At 69.0% G+C, this 21,612-nt stretch carries 16 protein-coding genes; 9 read left to right on the top strand and 7 right to left on the bottom strand.

What is annotated here, in order from left to right; translation table 11 throughout:
- Nucleotides 1–97 precede the first annotated feature (97 nt).
- From IAE60_RS01215 to rarD, 7 genes are all read left to right on the top strand, one after another.
- Nucleotides 98–2,458 (top strand): putative bifunctional diguanylate cyclase/phosphodiesterase, encoded by a 2,361-nt coding sequence (locus IAE60_RS01215; RefSeq protein WP_187573557.1) that lies wholly within the window; start codon nucleotides 98–100, stop codon nucleotides 2,456–2,458.
- Between the two features lie 148 nt (nucleotides 2,459–2,606).
- Nucleotides 2,607–4,784 carry a translocation/assembly module TamB domain-containing protein gene (locus IAE60_RS01210; protein ID WP_187573556.1) on the top strand — a complete coding sequence of 726 codons (2,178 nt, stop codon included), beginning with the start codon at nucleotides 2,607–2,609 and terminating at the stop codon, nucleotides 4,782–4,784.
- A gap of 473 nt (nucleotides 4,785–5,257) precedes the next feature.
- Entirely contained in the window at nucleotides 5,258–6,274 is a 1,017-nt protein-coding gene (gene lipA, locus IAE60_RS01205; protein ID WP_185894309.1) for a lipoyl synthase, read from the top strand.
- A 204-nt stretch (nucleotides 6,275–6,478) separates the two neighbouring features.
- The gene (locus tag IAE60_RS01200) at nucleotides 6,479–8,659 is read left to right on the top strand and encodes a carboxy terminal-processing peptidase (RefSeq protein ID WP_187573555.1); all 2,181 of its coding nucleotides are present in this window, start codon (nucleotides 6,479–6,481) and stop codon (nucleotides 8,657–8,659) included.
- Between the two features lie 147 nt (nucleotides 8,660–8,806).
- Entirely contained in the window at nucleotides 8,807–9,652 is an 846-nt protein-coding gene (locus IAE60_RS01195) for a methylated-DNA--[protein]-cysteine S-methyltransferase (protein ID WP_187573554.1), read from the top strand.
- Between the two features lie 262 nt (nucleotides 9,653–9,914).
- Complete coding sequence (yedA, locus tag IAE60_RS01190) at nucleotides 9,915–10,823, top strand: drug/metabolite exporter YedA (RefSeq protein ID WP_185894306.1); 909 nt, start codon at nucleotides 9,915–9,917, stop codon at nucleotides 10,821–10,823.
- Entirely contained in the window at nucleotides 10,820–11,740 is a 921-nt protein-coding gene (rarD, locus tag IAE60_RS01185; protein WP_185894305.1) for an EamA family transporter RarD, read from the top strand. The genes yedA and rarD overlap by 4 nt, the downstream gene beginning before the upstream one ends.
- A 3-nt stretch (nucleotides 11,741–11,743) precedes the next feature.
- Here the strand turns inward: rarD and IAE60_RS01180 are convergent, their stop codons facing one another.
- Genes IAE60_RS01180 through IAE60_RS01170 form a run of 3 tightly spaced genes read right to left on the bottom strand, consistent with a single transcriptional unit; the run spans nucleotide 11,744 to nucleotide 15,055 of the window.
- Nucleotides 11,744–12,343: a hypothetical protein gene (locus IAE60_RS01180; RefSeq protein WP_187573553.1), complete on the bottom strand. Its 600-nt coding sequence runs from the start codon at nucleotides 12,341–12,343 to the stop codon at nucleotides 11,744–11,746.
- Nucleotides 12,344–12,351: 8 nt separating this feature from the next.
- The gene (locus IAE60_RS01175; protein WP_244966623.1) at nucleotides 12,352–14,544 is read right to left on the bottom strand and encodes a xanthine dehydrogenase family protein molybdopterin-binding subunit; all 2,193 of its coding nucleotides are present in this window, start codon (nucleotides 14,542–14,544) and stop codon (nucleotides 12,352–12,354) included.
- Between the two features lie 55 nt (nucleotides 14,545–14,599).
- Nucleotides 14,600–15,055 (bottom strand): (2Fe-2S)-binding protein, encoded by a 456-nt coding sequence (locus IAE60_RS01170; protein ID WP_162111125.1) that lies wholly within the window; start codon nucleotides 15,053–15,055, stop codon nucleotides 14,600–14,602.
- Nucleotides 15,056–15,224: 169 nt separating this feature from the next.
- Between IAE60_RS01170 and IAE60_RS01165 the strand changes: the two genes are divergently transcribed.
- On the top strand, nucleotides 15,225–16,187 hold the full coding sequence (locus IAE60_RS01165) for an XdhC family protein (RefSeq protein WP_244966622.1): 963 nt from the start codon (nucleotides 15,225–15,227) through the stop codon (nucleotides 16,185–16,187).
- Complete coding sequence (locus tag IAE60_RS01160; RefSeq protein WP_187573552.1) at nucleotides 16,184–16,789, top strand: nucleotidyltransferase family protein; 606 nt, start codon at nucleotides 16,184–16,186, stop codon at nucleotides 16,787–16,789. Before IAE60_RS01165 ends, IAE60_RS01160 begins: the two co-directional genes overlap by 4 nt.
- A 38-nt stretch (nucleotides 16,790–16,827) precedes the next feature.
- Here the strand turns inward: IAE60_RS01160 and IAE60_RS01155 are convergent, their stop codons facing one another.
- The 4 genes from IAE60_RS01155 to IAE60_RS01140 all read right to left on the bottom strand — a co-directional run bounded on the left by IAE60_RS01155 (nucleotide 16,828) and on the right by IAE60_RS01140 (nucleotide 21,458).
- The gene (locus tag IAE60_RS01155; RefSeq protein WP_187573551.1) at nucleotides 16,828–18,138 is read right to left on the bottom strand and encodes an ABC transporter permease; all 1,311 of its coding nucleotides are present in this window, start codon (nucleotides 18,136–18,138) and stop codon (nucleotides 16,828–16,830) included.
- A 12-nt stretch (nucleotides 18,139–18,150) separates the two neighbouring features.
- On the bottom strand, nucleotides 18,151–19,311 hold the full coding sequence (locus IAE60_RS01150; protein ID WP_187573550.1) for an ABC transporter permease: 1,161 nt from the start codon (nucleotides 19,309–19,311) through the stop codon (nucleotides 18,151–18,153).
- Nucleotides 19,312–19,324: 13 nt separating this feature from the next.
- Nucleotides 19,325–20,017 (bottom strand): ABC transporter ATP-binding protein, encoded by a 693-nt coding sequence (locus IAE60_RS01145; RefSeq protein WP_187573549.1) that lies wholly within the window; start codon nucleotides 20,015–20,017, stop codon nucleotides 19,325–19,327.
- Between the two features lie 199 nt (nucleotides 20,018–20,216).
- On the bottom strand, nucleotides 20,217–21,458 hold the full coding sequence (locus tag IAE60_RS01140) for an efflux RND transporter periplasmic adaptor subunit (RefSeq protein WP_187573548.1): 1,242 nt from the start codon (nucleotides 21,456–21,458) through the stop codon (nucleotides 20,217–20,219).
- Between the last annotated feature and the right edge of the window lie 154 nt (nucleotides 21,459–21,612).

Here is a 21,612-nt window from a genome sequence, read left to right as displayed (position 1 = left end):
GAAGCATGGCCCTTCAATGGTTAATATCTCCATTGCAAGCCTCTGATTAACGTGACTTTTCTCGCATTAAGAGGCTGCGCCTGACAGGAGATGGGCAATGCGGGGGGCATGGGAGCGGCTGCGCCGGTGCTGGACCTTGCCCGACGCCAGCGAGGATGTGCGCGCGTTGCTGCTGAACCGGCAGTTGCGCAATCTGTTCCGCGTCGTGCCCTGGTATGTCGCCTCCAACTGCTACACGGGTGGCGGCGTGCTGCTGGTCATGTGGCCCTTCCTCGACGCCACGCTCGCGTGGGCCTGGCTCGCATGCCTGGTGCTTGTCCACCTGGGGTGGGGGTGGCATGCGGTCCGCTGCGCGCGCAGACAGCAACGCCAAGGCGAACAGTCACTGCGACATGGCGACCTGTACGCTTCCATGTTCTGGTGCGCCCTGTGTGCCTTGGCCGCGGGTGCGGGCATCTACCTGGGTGCGCCACTTGCAGCCAGCGACGCCAGCCGCCTGCTGCTCAGCGCCTACACGCCCGGGCTGATCGCCACGGGCGTATTGGTCGGGATCACCACGCCGCTGGTGTCCTTCACCTGGCTGGCGATCCTGACGATATCGGCGTGCCTGATGGTGGCGAGGCTGGATTTCCTGGCCCAGGGCATGACGGTGACACTGCTGTGCTGTTACGCGGTGATGCTCTCTTCGGCCCTGCTGTTCGCCTCGCACCTGTTCGTCCGCCGCATCGAGGCCGAACTGGCAGCGGACCGGCAGCGCCAGATCGTCGGCCTGCTGTTGCGCGATTTCGAAAGCAAGGCCAACGACTGGCTGTGGGAAAGCGACTGCGGCGGGGTGCTGACCCGCCCGGCCAGCCGGCTCGCGCAGATGCTGGGACTGGACGCCGACCTGGTGGGCAAGCGACTGGACACGCTGTTCGCCCCGCACGCGCTGCTCGCCCTGGGCGGCGAAGCCGCGGTGGGGCCGGCCGCGTTGCGGAAGCGCCTGGGCGGCGGGCGGCCGTTCAGCGGCGTGGTGGTGGAAGCAATGGTGGACCAGCAGCCGCGCAGCTGGTCGCTCAGCGCCAAGCCGTTGCATGCGCCCACGGGTGAATGGATCGGGTGGCGTGGCGTGGGGTGCGAGGTCACCGATGCCCGGCTGCGGGAGGCGGAGGCGTTGGTGCGCGAACGCAAGCTGCACCACCTGGCCCACCACGATCCGCTGACGGGGCTGCCCAACCGAAGGGCCTTCCTCGACGCCATGGAGGTGGAAAGGGAGGGGCCGCATGCGGTCGCCATGATCGACCTGGACAACTTCAAGACGATCAACGACAGCCTGGGCCATGCCGTGGGCGACCAGGTGCTGTGCGCGGTCGCGCGGCGCCTGCAGCAGGGGTGTCGGCCGGGCGACCTGCTGGCACGGCTGGGCGGGGACGAGTTCGCGGTGCTGCTGCGTGGATTGCCGGCAACGGATGCCGACGCCGAAGCATGCGCCCGCCTGGAACACCTGCTGGACGTGCTGCGGATTCCGGAATGGGTCAATGACTATCGCGTCGATGTGCGTGCCAGCATCGGCGTATCGAGGGTGGTCGATTCGGCGGAAACCGGCGAGTTGATGCGGCAGGCGGACAATGCGCTGTACGCGGCGAAGAACGAGGGGCGCGACATGTTCCGCCAGTACTCGCCGCGGATGAGCGAACGCCTGCGCGAACGCTTGGCGCTGGTCAGCGATCTGGCGCTGGCAGCCCATGCCGGTCAGCTGGAGCTGGACTACATGCCGCTGCGTGCGGCCGACGACCTGCGCGTGCGCGGCTACGAGGCGCTGGTGCGCTGGCGGCATCCGGTGCATGGACGCATACCCCCGATGGACTTCATTCCGGTGGCCGAGGAATCGGGACTGATCGTGCCGATCGGCCTGTGGGTGCTGGAGCGGGCCTGCCGCGATGCGCTGGCCTGGGCGCCGGACACCCTCCTGGCCGTGAACGTCTCGCCGATACAGCTGGCATCGCCGTCCCTGGTGGACTCGGTGATGGACGTCCTGCAACGCGTCGGGCTGCCGGCGGACCGGCTGGAACTGGAGATCACCGAGTCCGTCCTGGCCCGCGACCCGGCCGCCGCACGCGCCATGCTGCAGCGCCTGCGCGCGGCGGGGGTGCGCATCGCGATCGACGATTTCGGCGTGGGTTACTCGTCGATGGCGCAGCTGCGCGAGTTGCCGTTCGACAGCCTCAAGCTGGACCAGTCGTTCGCGGCGGCGCTGCTGCAGGAAGGCGCGCGCGACATGACGCGGTCGATCATCGCCTCGGTGGTGCAGCTGGCGCGCTCGATGCAGCTGACCGTGGTCGCCGAAGGCGTGGAGGTCCAGGAGCAGCTGGAGATGCTGCGCGGGCTGGGATGCACGCTGCTGCAGGGCTATCTGTTCGGCAAGCCCCGGCCGATCGCCGCCCTCATGGGTGAGACGGCCGAGTCGGAGCGCGCCTGAGGTCCGGACCGATACGGGCGGACATCATCTCGATGTGGCGCGGCGCGTGCCGGTCTGCAGGGCGGGCGTGACAGTCGGGAGGTCGAAGGCCGTCGCCGTGCGTGGATCGCCGACTTGTGCGGATCGCCGGATGCGGCATCCTGTGTGGATGGCATGGACCTCCCTCCGCAATACGGGCGTGCGCTGGCTGCGACGGGGACTGATTGTCCTGGCTGCCACGTACGCGCTCTATCTGATGGCCGGCAACGCCTTCCTCAATACGGCGCTGGGTGCGCGTGCGTTGAATGCGAAGCCGGAGCGTTTCCAGATGCACTGGTCGTCGGGCCGCACCTGGTGGCCCGGGCGCGTGAGCCTGCGCGATGTCGTCCTGCGGGGCCAGTCACGGCGCCTTGTCTGGGAAACGAGGGCGATGCGGCTGGAAGGCCGTATCGCGCTGTGGCCGCTGCTGTCCCGGCGGCTGCACGTGTCCGATGTGCGGGCGGACGAGGTGCATGGCGGGGTGCGGCGTGTCGAGCGGGACCTGGTCGCGCCGCCGGCCCGCGCGGGCGGCTGGGAATTGCAGTTCGACCGCATCGCCAGCGCGTCGGTCCGGCGGGCCTATTTCGATGGCTTGGTGCTAGAAGGCGATGGCACCGTCCAGGTCGGGTTCTACAAGCAACTGCGGGGCGGGCCGATGGCGCTGATGCCGTCCGTCGTCCGCTTCCGCCAGGCCAGGCTCGCCTACGCGGGGGCGGAGGTGGTGCGCGAGGCCGATGCGCAGGTGCGCTTCGCCATGGACCGGCACCGGCGCGACGAAGCGGCCGGGATCGACAAGCTGTTGAAGACGGAACTGGCGGTGGCGCTGAAGGGCAAGACCTCCGGGGTGGATATCACCATCGGTCCCGACGGAAAGGGGGCGTTGAGGCTGGTGCCGGGTACCGGTACGGCCGATCTTGACGTGATGTTCGCGCGCGGACGGCTGGCACCGGGCAGCCGCGTGCGGTGGAGCATGCCGCTCGGAGGACACGACGCGACCGGCGCGTCGCGTCGTGATGCGCTGGGCCTGGCGCTGGCGGTCGATCGCGACATCGTGGTGAAGGCCACGATGCCGCGCCGGGACGATGGCCGGATGTCGCTGGACGCCGACCTCACCCTGCGCGGCAACGACGTGCCGTTGAAGCGATTCGCCAGCTTGCTGCCGCGCGCTTCGGGCCATGTCGTGGGCGACTGGCATTTCAGTTCGCTGCGCTGGCTCTCGGACATGGTGGCCCAGGCCGGGTGGTTGTCGTTCGATGGCGCGGGCGACGTGCACGCCGATGTGCGGGTCGCCGGGGGACGCTTGGCCGCGGGCAGCCGCATCGCCGTGCCGGGCGTGGATGCCGTCGCCGAGGTGATGGGCAACCGCGTGCGTGGGCGCGCGCGTGCGGAGCTGCAGCTGGATGCCGGTGCACAGGACCAATTGATACCGCGCCTGCAGGTGGTGATGGAGCACTTCCAGGTGGCGTCGTCGAAGGCGCCGGCCGCGGTCTACGTACAGGGGCGCGACCTGCGGCTGTCGGTGAATGCGGCGGGCGATCCCGCGCGGCTGCGCGACACGCTGGAAGCGCGCGTCACGTTCGCCGGGGCCCGCGTGCCCGACCTGCGCGTCTACAACGCCTTCCTGCCGAGCGCGCAGATGCGCTTCGATGGGGGTGCCGGGACGCTGAGCGGCGACCTGTCGCTGGACGCCGCCGGCGAGTTGGGCCACGGCACCCTGCGCGTGGCCGGTCGCGGTGCGCGCATGCACATGGCCGGCCTGCAGTTGCGTGGCGACATCGACCTGGACCTGAAACTGCGGCGTGCCGACCTGAGGCAGCGTGCGTTCGTTGCCGATGGCAGCACCCTCCGGCTGGGGAACATCGGCTTCACCGAGTCGGGCGGCGAGTCGCGTCGCGGCTGGTGGGCGCGGATCCGGTTGGACCGGGCCAGGCTGGATGTCGACTCGCCCGTCAGTGGCAGTGGCGGGGCCGAAGTGACCATGCGCGATGTCGGCTTCCTGCTGGCGCTGTTCTCGCGGCAGAAGGAGTATCCGGTCTGGGTATACAAGCTGGTCGATGCCGGCCAGGCGCAGGTGCGGGGCCGTGTCCACTGGCGGGGAGACGTGCTGGTGCTGGACCGGATGCGGGCTGTCAACGATCGCTATGAAGTCCTGGCCCGGCTGCGCCTGCAGGGCGCCCAGCGGCAAGGCGACCTGTACGCCCGCTGGCGCGCGCTGAGCCTGGGGGTGGAGATGCGAGGGGCGCAGCGCAGGTTCCATCCCGTGGGCGCGAAGACCTGGTACGACGGTAGGCCCCACTACCTGAGATAGCGGCCCGCACAGGACCTGGGCCATCCCTGTTCAGGTAAATGCGGTGAAGAACGTAATCAGCATTCTGACGAGCGGCACAGAAATTGGTCTGATATCGGTAACATGTTGGTGGGGCAAGGATTTCGCTCGCGTTCATGTTTGTGACATCACATCAGACTGCCTTGAATTCGCCGTTTTTGTTTTGCAGTGCAGCGTGCAACACCCGTAACGCACCCTTCACGATGGCCCCGCATCCCGACGTGGGGGAGGGAGCAAGCCCGCAAATGGCCCAGCCTTTGCGGGCTTTTTTATTCCTGCTGCGCAGGAATGAAAATCCAGGTTCTGCTGCGCAAACCTTGGGCCCCGAGCCGCGCCACCACCCCCCGCGGCTTCGCCGCGCCCCCCTTGACTCAGGGGACTCTGCCCCAGTCGCCTTCCCGTGCCCGGAGGCAGGTGCCGGCCAGAGGCGACCGGCGAAGCGTTAGAATTGGCCTATGGCCGACACCCCCGCACGCGTAATCCCCCTTGAGGTCGTCAGTTCCTCGCCCGCCCCGCTCGAGGCAGGCGCAAAACAGCTGGGGGGCGACAAGATCGCGCGATCGCCGGTCCAGTTCGCCGACGCGCCCGTGTTGCGCAAGCCGTCGTGGATCCGGGTGCGTATTCCCTCCGATGGCTCGGTGGCCAAGCTCAAGGCCAAGCTACGCGAGAACCGTCTGGTCACCGTGTGCGAAGAAGCCAGCTGCCCGAACATCCATGAATGTTTCGGCCACGGCACGGCCACCTTCATGATCCTGGGCGAGGTGTGCACGCGTCGCTGCTCGTTCTGCGACGTCGCCCATGGGCGCCCCAAGCCGCCGGACCCCTCCGAGCCCCTGAGCCTGGCCAACACCGTGGCCGACATGGGCCTGAAGTACGTCGTGGTGACCAGTGTGGACCGCGACGACCTGCGCGACGGCGGCGCCCAGCATTTCGTCGACTGCATCGCGGCCATCCGCGCGCATTCGCCGGCGACCCGCATCGAAATCCTGACCCCGGATTTCCGTGGCAAGGGCCGCATGGACCGCGCACTGGAGATCCTGGCGGTCAATCCGCCGGACGTCTTCAACCACAACATCGAGACCGTGCCGGACCTGTACCCGAACGTCCGCCCCGGCGCCGACTACCAGTGGTCGCTGACCCTGCTGCAGCGCTTCAAGCAGCAGCATCCGCACCTGCCGACCAAGAGCGGCATCATGCTGGGCTTGGGCGAGACCATGGAGCAGGTGCAGGGCACGCTGCGCGACCTGCGCGCGCATGACGTGGACATGGTCACCATCGGCCAGTACCTGCAGCCCACGGCGCACCATCACCCGGTGCTGCGCTATTGGACGCCAGAGGAGTTCAAGGCGCTGGAGGAGTACGGCATGGCGCTGGGCTTCAGCCATGTGGCGTCGGGTCCGCTGGTGCGCTCCTCCTACCACGCCGACCAGCAGGCGGCGCAGGCCGCCCACGCCGCACGCCAGGTGGGCTGACGCCTCGTTCCATGACGAACGCCCCCGGGGCGTACCGTCGGGCCGAGCGACCCGGTCGTGGCACGGCCAGGGTTCACCTTTTCCTACGTTCCGGCCATTAGGCTGCCGAAAGGCAGATGACAAGGCGCGCAACTTTGTGCACTGTCGGACTGTCGAATCCGCCATCCGTTCCAGCCTGACGGGCCCCCGGGCCACGAGTACGCAATGACACTGAAGAAAGCCCCCTTCCTGCTGCTGGCCCTGGCCCTGTCGACCCCGTTGGCGCTGCTGGCGCGCGGTGACGGCGACGCGGTTGCGGTGGCGCCCAACGCGGACCAGTCCAACACCTCGAAGCTGGTGTACGGCCTGCTGTCGGACAGCCGCTATGCCTACCGACCGCGTCCGCTGGACGACGCCCTGTCGCAGGAGGTCTTCAGGCGCTATTTCGAGGCGCTGGACGGCGGCAAGCAGTTCTTCACCGCCGCCGACGTGGCGCGGTTCGCCCCGTACAAGACGAAGATGGACGACGCGATCCGCAGCGGCGACCTGGCGCCGGCCTACGAGATCTTCGCCGTCTACAAGCAGCGCGTGGGCCAGCGCGTGGCCTATGCGCGCGCGCTGCTGAAGCAGGACTTCGACTTCACCGGCAGCCAGCGCTGGGAATACGACCGCGAGGATGCGCCGTGGGCGGCCGACGGCAAGGAACTGGATGCGATCTGGAAGAAGTCGGTGATGAACGACTGGCTGCGCCTGAAGCTGGCCGGCAAGAAGCCCGACGACATCCGCAAGACGCTGGACAAGCGCTACGCCAACCTGCAGCGCAGCATCAACGAACTCAAGACCGAGGATGTCTTCCAGACCTTCCTCAATGCCTATACCGGCGCGATCGACCCGCATACCGATTACTTCACCCCGCGCACCGCCGAGAACTTCAACCAGTCGATGTCGCTGTCGCTGGAAGGCATCGGTGCGGTGCTGCAGCGCCAGGACGACCTGGTGGCCGTCCGCGAGATCGTGCCCGGCGGCCCGGCCGACCTGAGCGGCAAGCTGAAGGTCGGTGACCGCATCGTTGCCGTTGGCCAGGGCAAGTCCGGGCCGATGACCGACGTGATCGGCTGGCGCATCGACGATGTGGTGGCGCAGATCCGCGGCAAGAAGGACACCCAGGTCCGCATCGAGTACATCCCGGTGGAAGCCGGCATCGACGGCAAGCACGCGCAGGTCACCATCACCCGGCAGAAGGTCAAGCTGGAAGAGCAGGCGGCCAAGGCCGAAACCATCACGCTGCCCGCCAGCGCGGGCGAACCCGCACGCCGCATCGGCGTGATCAAGCTGCCGGCGTTCTACCAGGACTTCGAGGGCCGTCGCCGCAATCCGAACGACTTCAACTCGGCCACCCGCGACATCGCCAAGCTGCTCGCGCAGTTCAAGGCGCAGGGCGTGGATGGCGTGGTGATGGACCTGCGCAATAACGGTGGCGGCTCGCTGGACGAGGCGGTGGAGCTGACCGGCCTGTTCATCGACAAGGGCCCGGTGGTGCAGGTGCGCGAATCCGGCGGCCGCGTCACCGTCAACAGCGACCGCAAGACCGGCGTGGCGTGGGACGGCCCGCTGGCCGTGCTGATCAACCGCGCGTCGGCATCGGCATCGGAGATCTTCGCCGGCGCCATCCAGGATTACGGACGCGGCCTGGTGATCGGCGAGACCAGCTTCGGCAAGGGCACCGTGCAGAACATGGTGGACCTGGACCGCTGGCCGGCCAACGAGGCGCCGCGCTTCGGCTCGGTGAAGCTGACCATCGCGCAGTTCTTCCGCGTGGCCGGCGGCAGTACGCAGCACAAGGGTGTGGTACCGGACATCGCGTTCCCGGTGAGTGTGGACGCCAGCGAGTACGGCGAAAGCACCTACGACAACGCCTTGCCGTGGACGCGCATCGCCGCCGTGCCGCACCTGCAGTACGGCAACTTCGCGCCGCTGCTGCCCCGGCTGGAAGCGCTGCACGCCGCGCGCTCGGCGAAGGACAAGGAGTTCCAGTGGTGGTCGGAAGACGTGGCCCAGTTCCGCGCCGAGGCCGCCAAGAAGTACGTTTCGCTCAACGAAGCCGAACGCCGTGCCGAGCGCGACCGCCAGGAGGCGCAGCGCAAGCAGCGGCAGGCCGAGCGCAAGGCGCTGGGACTGGCACTGGACCCGCTGGCCGAGGACCTGGCCGATGACGGCCTGGGTGCTTCCGAGCGCGACATCGTGAAGGACGCGCAGCGCGAGAAACTGGCCGACAAGCGTCCGGACCCGCTGCTGCGCGAGTCGGCGGCGATCCTGGGCGATGCCATCGAGATCCTCGGCCAGGACCGCAAGCTGTCCGCGCAGGTGCTGCCGGATTCGCCCGGCCCCGGTCGCTGGGCCGAATGAGGCAGTGGTGAGCGATGAGGAGTGAGGAGTGAGCGTCAGCATGCGCTCCTGCTCGCTCCTCACGCCTTCGCACTCACTCCTCGTTCCAAGCGCAAGATCCGGATAGTCCCACCGTCGCGCGCGCCCTAGTCTGGGCGCATGGACACCATGCCGCGCCGATCCTTGCCCACCCCGACCGCCATCGCTGCCGATCCGCTTGATCTGGCGCGCCGTCTGCTCGACGAGGGCGAGCCGTCATTGGCGAACCTGGCTTCGCACACCGGTCTCAGCGCCTCGCATCTGCAGCGCCGGTTTCGCGCGCGCTTCGGCCTGAGTCCTGCCGAGTACCTGGCCCGCAAGAAGCTGGGCACGTTGAAGGCGGCCCTGCGCGAAGGCCGTGACGTCACCACCGCGCTCTACGATGCCGGCTACGGTTCGCCGTCGCGGCTGTACGAGCAGGGAGCGGCGAAACTCGGCATGACACCGGCCACCTACCGTGCCGGTGGCCGCGGCGTGGCGATCCGCTGGACACTCGTCGACACCGTGCTCGGCCGCACGCTGGTGGCCGCCACCGAGCGCGGCATCTGCGCGATCGAACTGGGCGCGGACGACACCGCACTGGAACGGCGACTGCGCGATGAATTCCCGCATGCGCAGCTCGAACGCGTGGAAGCCGGCCGTGACGATTTCCTTGCTCCGCGCCTGCAGGCCGTCGCCGAGCGCCTTGCCGGTCGCGAGGCGGACGTGCCGGTCGACCTGCTGGGGACCGGCTTCCAGCAACGCGTGTGGGATGCGCTGATGAAAGTGCCCGAGGGCGAGACGGTGAGCTATGCCGGCCTGGCGCGGCAGCTGGGCGCCCCGCGCGCCGCGCGCGCGGTGGCCAGCGCCTGCGCGCATAACCGCATCGCCGTGGTGGTCCCCTGTCACCGCGTGATCCGTGGCGATGGCTCGCTCGGCGGCTACCGCTGGGGATTGCCGCGCAAGCAGCAGTTGCTTGCGCGGGAACGCGGCTGATCCGCCACCTTCGCGGCGGGAACGATGTCGGTCGTGATGGCGCAGGAGGTGGCAATGCGCGATGGAGAAGAACGGCACGCAGGCGGGAGCCTCCTTGCCGCGCCTGGCGCCACTCCCGTCAACCAAAGCACGTGCGGCAAAAGACTTGAATGCTGTTCAAGTCGGATGGGAAAGGTTTCAAACGGCCGAGGGCGGGTTCGACATGCCGCCGGTCCGCGTCTGGCCTAGAATTGCCTCACACCGCATTCCCCCACGGTTTCCCATGAACGCCTCCGTTTCCGCCGCCGCGCCCGCGCGTGGCGGCCTTGCCGTCGCTGCCGCCCTGGCCATCGTGTACGTGGTCTGGGGCTCGACCTATCTCGGCATCCGCTTCGCGCTGGAAGGCGGATTCCCGCCGTTGCTGATGGTGTCGGGCAGCCGTTTCGTCGCGGCGGGACTGGTGATGTTCCTGTTCCTGCGCTGGCGCGGCGTCGCGGCGCCCACGCCCGCGCAGTGGAAGAACCTGCTGGTGATGGGCGCATTGCTGCTGTTGATGGGCAACGGCATGGTGGTGCTGGCCGAGCAGACGGTGTCGTCGGGGCTCGCCGCGGTCGCGGTGGCGTCGATGCCGTTGTGGATGGGCCTGTTCGGCGCCATGCGCGGACAGCACCCGACGCGCGGCGAATGGCTGGGCATCATCGTCGGCTTCGCGGGTGTGGTCTGGCTCAATGCGGGCAGCTCGCTGACCGGTTCGCCGGTGGGACTGGTGCTGTTGCTGATCGCACCGATCGCCTGGGCCTACGGCTCGGTGTGGTCGCGTGGGCGCGACCTGCCGTCGCCCTTCATGACGGCCGCGGCGCAGATGCTGGCGGCGGGCGTGATGCTGGTCGGTGCGGGCCTGCTGCACGGCGAGCGCTTCCACGTGGCGGACTGGACGCTGGAAGGCGGGCTGGCGGTCGCCTACCTGGCGGTGTTCGGTTCCATCGTCGCGTTCACCGCCTACGTGTGGTTGCTCCACCACGCGCGCCCGGTGCTGGTCGGCAGCTATGCCTACGTCAACCCGGTCATCGCGGTGGCGCTGGGTGCTTTCATCGCCGGCGAAACCTTCACCGCGCACGACCTGGGCGCCATGGCGGTGATCCTGGCCGGTGTGGTGGTGATCACGCTGGCGCGCGCGCGGCAGTCGAAATGACCCACCCACCGCTCGACCGCAAAGGCTTGGCGATCACCGTCGGCACCTTCCTGATCTGGGGCGTGGTGCCGCTGTACTGGCACCTGCTCAAGGCGGTGCCGTCGTTCCACATCATCGCCCACCGCATCGTGTGGAGCGCGGTGCTGGTGCTCGGCTGGCTCCTGTTGAAGAACGGCCTCGCCTGGTGGCGACAGATCCGCGCGCAACCGCGCGCGGTGCCGCTGCTGGGTGTCAGCAGCCTGCTGATCGCGTTCAACTGGGGCCTGTACATCTGGGCGGTGAACGCCGGGCATGTGGTGGAAACCAGCCTGGGCTACTTCATCAATCCGCTCATCAATGTGGTGCTGGGCGTGCTGGTGCTGCGCGAACGCCTGTCGCCCGCGCAATGGATCGCGGTGGGGTTCGCGTTGGCCGGCGTGGCGTGGCTGACGGTACAGGCCGGGTCGCCGCCGTGGATCGCGCTGGGCCTGGCGTTCTCGTTCGGCCTGTACGGTCTGGTGCGCAAGACCGTGGCGGTGGATGCCGTCGCCGGACTGGGGGTGGAAAGCCTGTACCTGTTCCTGCCCGGCCTGGCCTACGTCGTGTGGGGCGAGTTCGGCCACGGCGGCGGTTTCATCGACGGCTACGGCTGGCGCGACGACCTGCTGCTGGTCCTCGGCGGCGTGGTCAGTGCGGTGCCGCTGATCGGCTTCGCCTACGGTGTGCGCCGCATCCCGCTGTCCGTGGTGGGCCTGCTGCAGTACGTCGCGCCCAGCCTGCAGTTGCTGATCGGCGTGCTGGTGTTCAAGGAAGCCTTCGATGCCACGCGCGCGGTCGGCTTTGCCGCCATCTGGGCCGGCCTGGTGATCTTCGCCAGCGACGGCCTGTGGCGCGCGCGTCGCCGCGACGCGCTGGTCGCGGCGTCCGCAGGCAAGTAAGGCTCAGCGCGCGGCGCCGCCCGTCGCGTTGGCGCCAGGCGAGGGGCAGGGGCCGCCCGCCTCCGCCCACGTCTTGAACGCCGCGACGAACCGGTCGTGCGGTACCGGCACCGGTGCGCGTTCGCCACCGGGGTTCCAGCCCCACAGCACCAGCTTGTCTTCGGCGACATGCTTGAGCAGCGCATCGAAGTCGCGGCCGCCGTTGCGGTCCTTGTCCTGGATCATCGCGCACAGCTGGTCCGCGGGCAGGCCGATCCACGCCATCTTCTGGTCGGGCGGCGGCAGCTGCCAGTGCGGTGCGCCCGGCGGTGCGTGCGGGCCGTAGCTGGCCGGCGAATTCTGTTCGCCATGGCAGGTGGAACAGGGCAGGCCGGGCGCGCCCTTGCCGTCCGGGCCACGCACCACGTTCATCGCATGCGGCGTCTGCGCATCGAACTGCAGCGGCGCGTCGCCCGGAATGTGGCAGTTGCTGCAGCGCGGATGCTGGAACACCTGCTCCACCGTGGCGAACGCGGTCAGCGCCTGGGCTTTCTGTTCCTCGCTGATGCGCGGCTTGCACGCCACCAGCAGGAGCACGGTCAGGGACATCATCAGGATGCGCATGGCGGGCCTCAGGCGGTCGGCATCGAAGAGGTGGACGTCGGCAGACGCAGCGGCAGTTCGCGCAGGCGCTGGCCGGTCAGGGCGAACACCGCGTTGGCCACCGCGGGCGCGATCGGCGGCGTGCCGGGTTCGCCCACGCCGCCCATGCGCTCGGTGCTGGGCACGATGTGCACCTCCACCTGGGGCATCTCGTTCATCCGCAACACCGGGTAGTCGTGGAAATTGGATTCCTGCACCTGGCCCTCGCGGAGCGTGAGCGTCGAATGCAGCGCGGCACTCAGGCCGAACACGATGCCGGACTCCATCTGCGCCTGTACGCCCGCCGGATTGACGGCCACGCCGCAATCGATGGCGCACACCACGCGGTGCACGCGGATCCTTCCCTCCTCGATCGACACTTCGGCGGCCTGCGCCACGTAGCTGCCGAACGATTCGTGCACGGCGATGCCGTGGCCGCGGCCCTGCGCGGGCGGCGTACCCCAGCCGAACTTCTCAGCGGCCAGGTTCAGCGCCGCGAGGTGGCGGGGGTGATCCTTCAGCAGTGTGCGCCGGTACTCCACCGGGTCCTGGCCCGCGGCGTGCGCCAGTTCGTCGACGACGCCTTCCATCACGAAGCCGTTGACGCTGTGGCCCACCGAGCGCCACCACAACACGGGGATGCCGGTCTTCGGCGAATGCAGGTCCACGCGGTGCGCCGGCGTGCCCAGCACGTACGGCGAATTGGCGACGCCTTCGGTCGAGGTGGCGTCGATGCCGTCCTTGACCATCATCGCTTCCATGAAGGTGCCGGCCATGATCGACTGGCCCACCATCACCTGGTGCCAGGCCATCGGCAGACCGTCCTCGCCCAGGCCGACCTTGATCTTCTCGACGAACGCCGAGCGGTAGTACCCGCCGCGGGTGTCGTCCTCGCGCGTCCATACCGTCTTGACCGGCGCCTTGGCGGCTTTTGCGACCTCGACTGCCTCGGAGACGACGTCCGACGTCGGCGTGGCGCGACGGCCGAAACCGCCGCCGAGGAACGGCGTGTGGATGCGGATCTTCTCCGGCGGAATGCCGAGGATGCGCGCGGCGCTGTTCTGGTCCAGGGTGGGGAACTGCGTGCCGCACCAGATGTCGCACTCGCCGTCGCCGATCTTCACCGTGCAGTTCAGCGGCTCCATCGCCGCGTGGGCGAGGTAGGGCACGGCGTACTCGGCTTCTACGGTCTTCGCGGCCTTGCCGAGGGCGGCCATCACGTCACCGGCACGCACCGCGGTCGGTCCTTCTTCGGTCGCCAGCTGCGAGAACTGCTGCCGCAGTGCGGTGCTGTCCAGTTGGGCGCCGTCGCCCGCCTCCCACACCACCTGCAGCGCGTCGCGCCCGAGCTTGGCGGCCCAGTAGTGGTCGGCGATCACCGCCACGCCGCTGGGCACCTGCACCACGTTGCGCACGCCGGCCACCGCGCGCGCCTTGGTGGCGTCGAAGGATTTGACCGTACCGCCGAACACCGGCGAACGCAGCACGACCGCGGTGAGCAGGCCTTCGAACTGCACGTCCATGCCGAACCTGGCCTTGCCGGTGATCTTCTCCGGCGTATCCAGGCGCCTGGTCGGCTTGCCGATCAGCTTCCAGTCCTTCGGGTCGCGCAGCCTCAGCGTATCGAGTGCTGGTGGGGTCTGCTGGCCGGCGTCGTTGGCGAGTTCGCCGTAGCGCAGGCGCGTGGTGCCGGACACCACCGCGCCGTTCTCGGTGCGCAGTTGATCGGCGGGAATCTTCAGTCGCGCGGCCGCCGCCTGCAGCAGCATGGTCCGCGCGGTCGCACCGGCCTGCCGGTAGCGGTCGAACTCGGACCAGGTGGTGGTCGAACCGCCGGTACCCTGCATGCCGAATACCGGACTGGTGTAGGCCTTGTCCGCCGCGCCGTGTTCGACGCGGATCTTCGACCAGTCGGCATCCAGTTCTTCGGCGATCAGCATCGGCAGCGTGGTCCAGATGCCCTGGCCCATCTCGGCATGCGCGAGCTGCACGGTGATGGTGTCGTCCGCCGCGATGCTGAGGAACGCGTTCGGCACGAAGGCCGTGGGCGCTGCCGCCGTGGCCTCCTGGGCCATGGCGAAGCGGCGCGCGCCGGGCACGAGGAAGCCGATCACCAGGCCGCCACCAGCCAGTGCGGTGGCGCGCAGGAAGTCGCGGCGCGGGGAAGAAGTTTCGAGGTTCACGGAACAGCCTCCGTCGAACGATGGGGAAGGCGGCGACCCGCGTCGCCGCACCGGATCACGCCTTGCCGATGTCGGCCGCGCGATGCACCGCGGCGCGGATGCGCTGGTACGTGCCGCAGCGGCACAGGTTGCCGGACAGCGCCTGGTCGATGTCGGTATCAGTGGGCGACGGCACCTTGGCGAGCAGGGCGGCGGCCGACATGATCTGGCCGGACTGGCAGTAGCCGCACTGGACGACGTCCAGTTCCGCCCAGGCTTTCTGCACCGGATGCGAGCCGTCGGCCGACAGGCCTTCGATGGTGGTGATCTTCCTGCCGGCGACGGCCGACGCGGGCGTGACGCAGGCGCGCAAGGGGGCGCCGTCGACATGCACCGTGCATGCGCCGCACTGCGCGATGCCGCAGCCGAACTTGGTGCCGGTCAGGCCCATCAGGTCGCGCAGGACCCAGAGCAGCGGCATGTCGTCCGGCGCGTCGACTTCGCGCTCGGCCCCGTTGACGTTCAACTTCATGGCGTCTCCTGGCGTCGGCGTGGGACCGGGCGACGATACTCCGCGCCCACGTTGCATGCCAGTGAAGGCATGGGTCGATGTTTGCACGATCCTGCGGGATGCTTGCCCGATGCCCCGACCGGCGCGCCGGGCGTTGCCTTCGCCCCGCGGCTTGCGCCATCGTGGTGCCATGACCGCAACCGCTCATGTGCTGCTCGCGTCCGCCCACGCCGGTGAGGACACCGATGGCCGTGCACTGGCCGTCGTCATGGCCACCGAAGGTTCGACGTATGTCCGTGCGGGGGCCATGGCGCTGTTCGGTCCGGACCAGACGCAGGTGGGTTGGCTGAGCGGCGGCTGCCTGGAGCCGGAGATCGCCAGGCGTGCGCGGCATGCCGCCGCCGTGGGTGCCGCGGGTGCGATGGAGATCGACACCCGTGACGATGAGGACCTGTTCGCCGGCTCCGCTGTCGGGTGTCGCGGCCGTCTGCGGCTGGTGCTGCTGCCGCTGGATCGCATGCCCGGCTGGGCAACGGCCGTGCAGGCGTGGTGGGCGGGCCACGGCGCGCTGACGTTGACCTTGTCGGCCGATGGCGACGTGCACGTGCGGGTGGGCGAGGTGAGCCTGCACTGGACGCTGGCGCGCCATGCCGAGGCGCCGACGGTCAGTCTGGCCGGCGATGTCAGCGTGCCACCTCCCGCGCGTGTGGCGATCTTCGGTGCGGGACCGGAAACCCCGTCGCTGCTGCAGGCGCTGCGTCCGCTCGGATGGCACGTCAGCGTGGTGGAGCGCCGCGCGCACTGGATTCCCGATACCGACATCGCCGACGCGTGGCTGATGCAGGCGCCGGACGACGCGCTGCGCGCACTGCAGCCCGCGCCCGATGCCGCGCTGGTCATGCACCACCACTTCGAACACGACCGCGAGGCCCTGGAGGCGCTGGCGCATACCCGCATCCCGTTCATCGGCCTGCTGGGGCCGGTGCGTCGCCGCGAAGACCTGTTGCGCGTACTACCCGACTCGACGCATGCGCTGCTGGTGCCGCGCCTGCGCTCGCCCGTGGGGCTCAGACTGGGCGGGCAAGGCCCCGAGGCCATCGCGTTGAGCATCGCCGCCCAGTTGCAGGCCTGGCGGCACGGCGAAACGCCATGACCGTGCCGCATGTCGCGGTGGTGCTGGCGGCGGGGGGCAGCACGCGCCTGGGCCGACCGAAGCAATTGCTGACGCGCGACGGCGAGACGCTGGTGCACCGTGCCGCGCGGCTGGCGCTGGCGTCGGGTGCCGCACGCGTGCGGGTGATCGTCGGTGCGCAGGCGGACGACGTCGTGGCTGCGGTGCGCGACCTGCCGGTCGAGTGCCTGGTCAACCCGCGATGGAACGAGGGCTTGGCCGGAAGCGTGCGGGTCGCCGTGGATGCGCTCGCTGCGCACGATCGCGCGACGCTGCTGCTGACCTGCGACCAGCCGGCGCTGGATCTCGTGCACGTGCAGGTGCTGCTGGCAGCAGCGCGTGCGGCGCCATCAGGCTCTGCCGCCACGCGTTTCGGCGACCGCGTGGGGGTGCCTGCTGTCGTGGCGCCGACGGTGTTGCGCGCCGCACGGGACTTACAGGGAGATCGCGGCCTGCGCGAGGTGCTGAATGCCGACGGGGCCGGCGTCATCGCCTGCGATGCGCCGGTTCTCGGTGTCGACATCGACACGCCGGAGGATGTCGCCGAGGCGGTGTCGCGAGGGTGGCTCGACGCGCCGACGTGAAGAAGTGCCGGCATGCGCCGGCACTTCCTCAACGTCCGTCAGATCGCGCGCAGGGCCTGGGTGATCGGCAGGCGCGCCGCACGCAGGGCCGGGAACAGCCCGCCCACCAGGCCGATGCCCAGGGCCCACTTCAATCCGCTCCACAACAGTCCGGGCGTGACCTTGAACTGGAACACCACCTGGCTGAAGTTGCTGCCCAGCGTGGCCACGCTGTAGCCGTTGAACACCACCCAGGCGATCAGGCCGCCCAGCAGGCCGCCCAGCAGGGCCAGCAGCATCGTCTCCAGCATCACCGCCATCACCACCGGCAGGCCGCGGAAGCCGATCGCACGCATGGTGGCGATCTCGCGCGCACGGCCGGCGACCGCGGCGTACATGGTGTTGAGCGCGCCGAACACCGCGCCGATCGCCATGATGGTGCCGATCACCGTGCCCAGCACCCTGATCAGCGTGGTCAGGCCGGTGCTCTGCTTGGTGTAGTAGTCGCGCGTGGTCAGCACGTCCAGCTTCAGGCGCGGGTCGTTCTCCATCGCCTTCTTGAACTGCTCGAAGCCCGGCTTGCCGGCCGTGCGCACGGTGACCGACTGGTACGCGCGGCGGTCGTAGGCCGACGACAGCGTATCGATGTCGGTCCACAGTTCCGAATCGTGCGCGTCGCCGGCGGCGAACACGCCGACCACCGTCCAGTCCTGGTTGCCCAGGCGCAGCGTCTTGCCGATCTCCAGCCCGCGGTACTGGCCCTTGGCGCCCTGGCCGACGACGATCTCGCGCACGCCGATGTTGAACTTGCGGCCTTCGATCAGCTTGATGTGCGGACGGATCGCCCACGCGGCCTCGCTGACGCCGCGGAACTGCGCATTGGCGTCTTCGCCACTGCCGGCGGTCGGCAGGTTGACGATCTGCGACAGTTCCGGCGAGAGCAGGGCGCGGCCGTCCTTGTCCTTGGCGATGCCGGCCAGCGTCGAGATCAGCGGCACCTGGTCGCGGGTGATGACCGAATTGGTCTCCGCCTGCGAACCGCCACGCAGCACGATGGCGGTGTCGTCGCTGCCGGTCTGCTTGAGCGTGGCCGAAAAGCCTTCGCCCATCGCCAGCATCGCCACCAGCACGCCGACCACGCCGGCGATGCCGACCACGATCACCGACGAGGCGCCCCAGCGCTGCGGCAGGCTGGCGATGCCGATCCTGGCCGCTTCCAGCGACAGCCGGCCGCTGCGGGTGAGGAACAGCCACAGCGCCAGCAGCACCGCCAGGCCGGCGACGACGAACCACGGCGACATGATCCAGGCCACCAGGCCCACGACCAGCAGCACCACGGAGATGAGATTGCCCAACCATTGCTTCTTCATGTCTGTCTCCTCTCAGCGGCCGGCCAGGGCGTCGACGATCTTCAGGCGCATCGCCCGTGTCGCCGGCAGCGCGCCGACGATCAGGCCGATGGCGACCATCAGCGACAGCCCCAGCGCCCAGGTCTGTGCGGGAATGCTGGGCAGGGCGATCATGCCGTTGCTGGCGCCGCTGACCACCGGAATCATCACCGACGCCAGGCCCATGCCCAGCACGCCGCCCAGCACGATCAGCAGCACCGATTCCACCAGCACCAGCACCAGCACGGTGCCGTTGGTGAAGCCCAGCGTCTTCAGTACCGCCAGTTCCGGGATGCGCTCGCGCACCGCCTGCGCCATGGTGTTGCCGGTCAGCAGCAGCAGGGTGAAGAACACCGCCGCCATGATCGCGGTGACGATCAGGCCGATGTCGGCGAACTGCTTGGCGAAGGACTGGTTGAACGCCTGCTCGGTCTGGGTCTTGGTCTCGTGCGCCGAATTCTCCGAGATCGCGTCGATGGCCTTCGCCACGCGGGTGGCGTGGTTCACGTTGTCCAGCTTCACCATGTACCAGCCGACCTGGCCGTTGACGTACTGGTTGGCTTCATCGAAGTACTTCCAGTGGAAGATCAACTGGTTCTCCTCGCCCTTGCGCTTGGAATCGGCCAGCCTGAACGTGCCGCGCAGCGTCAGCGGCCAGGCATTGCTGCCGTCCTTCTGCGGGAAGATCGTCGCCTGCAGCGGGATGGTGTCGCCGATCTTCCAGCCGAAGCGCTTGGCCAGGTTTTCGCCGACGATGGCGCCGGTGCGGTCGGCCTCCCACGCCTTCACCTGCGCGGGATCGACGATGTATTCCGGGTACATGTCCAGGTAGCCAGGGCCGACGGAGAAGTTGGGGAAGAAGTTCTTCGGGTCCTTGTAGATGCCGCCGAACCAGGCCGCGTACGTGGCCTTCTTCACGCCGGGCGTGGATTCGATGCGCGTCAGCAGGCTGTACGGCAGCATCTGCGTGATCGACAGGCGCGAGGCCACCACCAGGCGGTCCGCGCCGGCGACGCTGCCGCCGGAGTTGAACGCCACGCGCACCGAGTCCAGCAGGCCGAACAGCAGGAATGCCGCGACCACCGACAGCAGCGTCAGCAGCGTCCGCGTCTTGCTGCGGAACAGCGCCGACCAGATCAACGAGAAATATTTCATGTCCGCCTCCGGGTCAGTGCGCGGCGGCCGGGGCGTCGACCAGTTCGCCCTTGTCCAGGTGGATGGTGTGGGTGGCGTACTCGGCCGCCTTCGGGTCGTGCGTGACCATGATGATGGTCTTGCCGTGCTCGCGGTTGAGCATCTTCAGCAGGTTGAGGATGTCCTCGGCCGAATGGCGGTCCAGGTCGCCGGTGGGCTCGTCGCAGATCAGGAAGGTCGGGTCGGAGACGATGGCGCGGGCGATCGCCACGCGCTGCTGCTGGCCGCCGGACAGTTCGTTGGGACGGTGCGACTTGCGGTCGGCCAGGCCCACCAGCTGCAGCGCGATCTCCGCATTGCGCTTGCGCTGCGCCGCGCCCAGCTTGGTGAGCAGCAGCGGCAGCTCGACGTTGCGCTGCGCCGTCAGCGTAGGCATCAGGTTGTAGAACTGGAACACGAAGCCGACATTCGAGCTGCGCCAGTGCGCCAGCTGGCCGTCGTTCATGCGGTCGATGCGCTGGCCCTCGATCTCGATCTCGCCGCCGGTGGGGGTGTCCAGGCCGCCGATCAGGTTCAGCAGGGTGGTCTTGCCCGAACCGGACGGCCCCATCAGCGCGACGAAATCGCCGTGCGGAATGTCCAGGTCGATGCCATGCAGCACCTGCACCTTCTCGGGGCCGCGCTGGTAGGTCTTGGTGACGTTGCGGATGGAAACCAGGGAAGACATCGGCAGGATCCTTGTAGGAGACGGAAAGGCGAACGGCGATGCTGCGGTTCAAACAGGGCGGATCCCGTCCTCGAAGGACACGGGGCGCCCGTGGGACGACGGAGGGCGTCGCCCGGGATCGACAGGCGCCGGTGGAACGGCGCCCGGTATTTCGGTGGTTCGCCGCCGCGAGGACATCCTCACGCGGCGCCTTGCAGGCTTACTCGGTGTCTTCGGCCAGCACGACCTTGGCACCGTCCTTCAGTTCGGCGGGCGGGTCCAGGACGACGGTCTCGCCCGCGTCCAGTCCCTCGGTGACGTGCACGTCGTCGCCCAGCTTGCCGGCGACCTTCAGCGCGCGCTGCTGCACGGTGTCCTCGTCGCCCACGACGAAGGCCACCTGCGCGCCATCGCGCTCGACCACGGCGGCGCCCGGCGCGCGCACGCCCTTGGGCTGCGCGGCCTGCTGCGGCCTGGCCGCTTCCAGGAAGCTCACCCGCACGCCCATGTCCGGCACGATGCGCGGATCCTTCACCGCCAGCGCCACGCGCACCTTCACCGTGGCCTTGCTGCGGTCGGCGGTGGGGATGATGGCGATCACCTCGCCGGGGATCTGCCAGTCGGGATAGGCGTTCAGCGTGGCCTGGATCGGCATCTTCGGCTGCACGCGGCCGATGAAGGACTCGTTGACCTCCACTTCCACTTCCAGCGAGTCCATGTCGACGATGGTGCCGATGCCGGTGCGGGTGAAACCGCCGGTGGCCAGCGGCGAGACGATCTCGCCCGGCTGCGCGGCCTTGGCGATCACCACCCCGGCGAAGGGCGCGCGGACGATGGTGTTGTCCACGCCATTGTCGGAGATGGCCAGGCTGCGGCTGGCCACGGTGACGTTGCGCTGTGCGGCCTGCAGCTGCGCGCGCAGGGCGTCGCGCGCGGCGACCGCCTGGTCGTACTGCGAGCGGGCGACCAATTGCTGCTGCACCAGCGAGGACAGGCGTCGCGCATTCGCCTCGGCCTCGGTCAGCTGCGCCTGTACGTTCGCCACCTGCGAGCGCGCGGCCTCGACCTGCGCCTGCGACAGCGCACGGCTGGCGTCGGCATCCACCGGGTCGAGCGTGGCCATCACCTGGCCGGCGTCGACCTTCATGCCTTCCTCGATCAGCACCTCGCGCACCTTGCCGGTGATCTTGGCCGACACCGTGGCCATGCGCCGCGCGACCACGTAGCCGGAGGCGTCCAGCACCGAGGCGGCCGCGCCGCCGTTGCCCATCGCCACCGTCGGCGCGGTGCGCACTTCGATCGGCTTCTCGCGCCCGAACAACGCCCAGCCGGCCGCCGCCAGCGCCAGCAGCACGACGATCACGCCCAGCGTGATCCACAGGCCGCGGCGCGACGTGGGCTCCGGCGGCGGTGCCTTGCGGTCGATGCGGAGTTCCTTCAGCAGGTCGGCAGACGTGTTCATGCGTATCCAGACGGTGAATGCGGGGAAGTGTGACCAGCAAGGGTAACGGAAGCCTAGTTGCCGGAAGTCACTTCATGCAGGAACCGGCCGGTCCGGGACGGCAGCGGGGCCGGGATGGTGGGCATCATCGAGGCTCCGGCGCGCGCATCCCAGT

It is taken from the genome of Pseudoxanthomonas mexicana (assembly GCF_014397415.1).
Taxonomy (GTDB): domain Bacteria; phylum Pseudomonadota; class Gammaproteobacteria; order Xanthomonadales; family Xanthomonadaceae; genus Pseudoxanthomonas_A; species Pseudoxanthomonas_A mexicana.
This window is presented reverse-complemented; position numbering and strand designations above follow the sequence as displayed.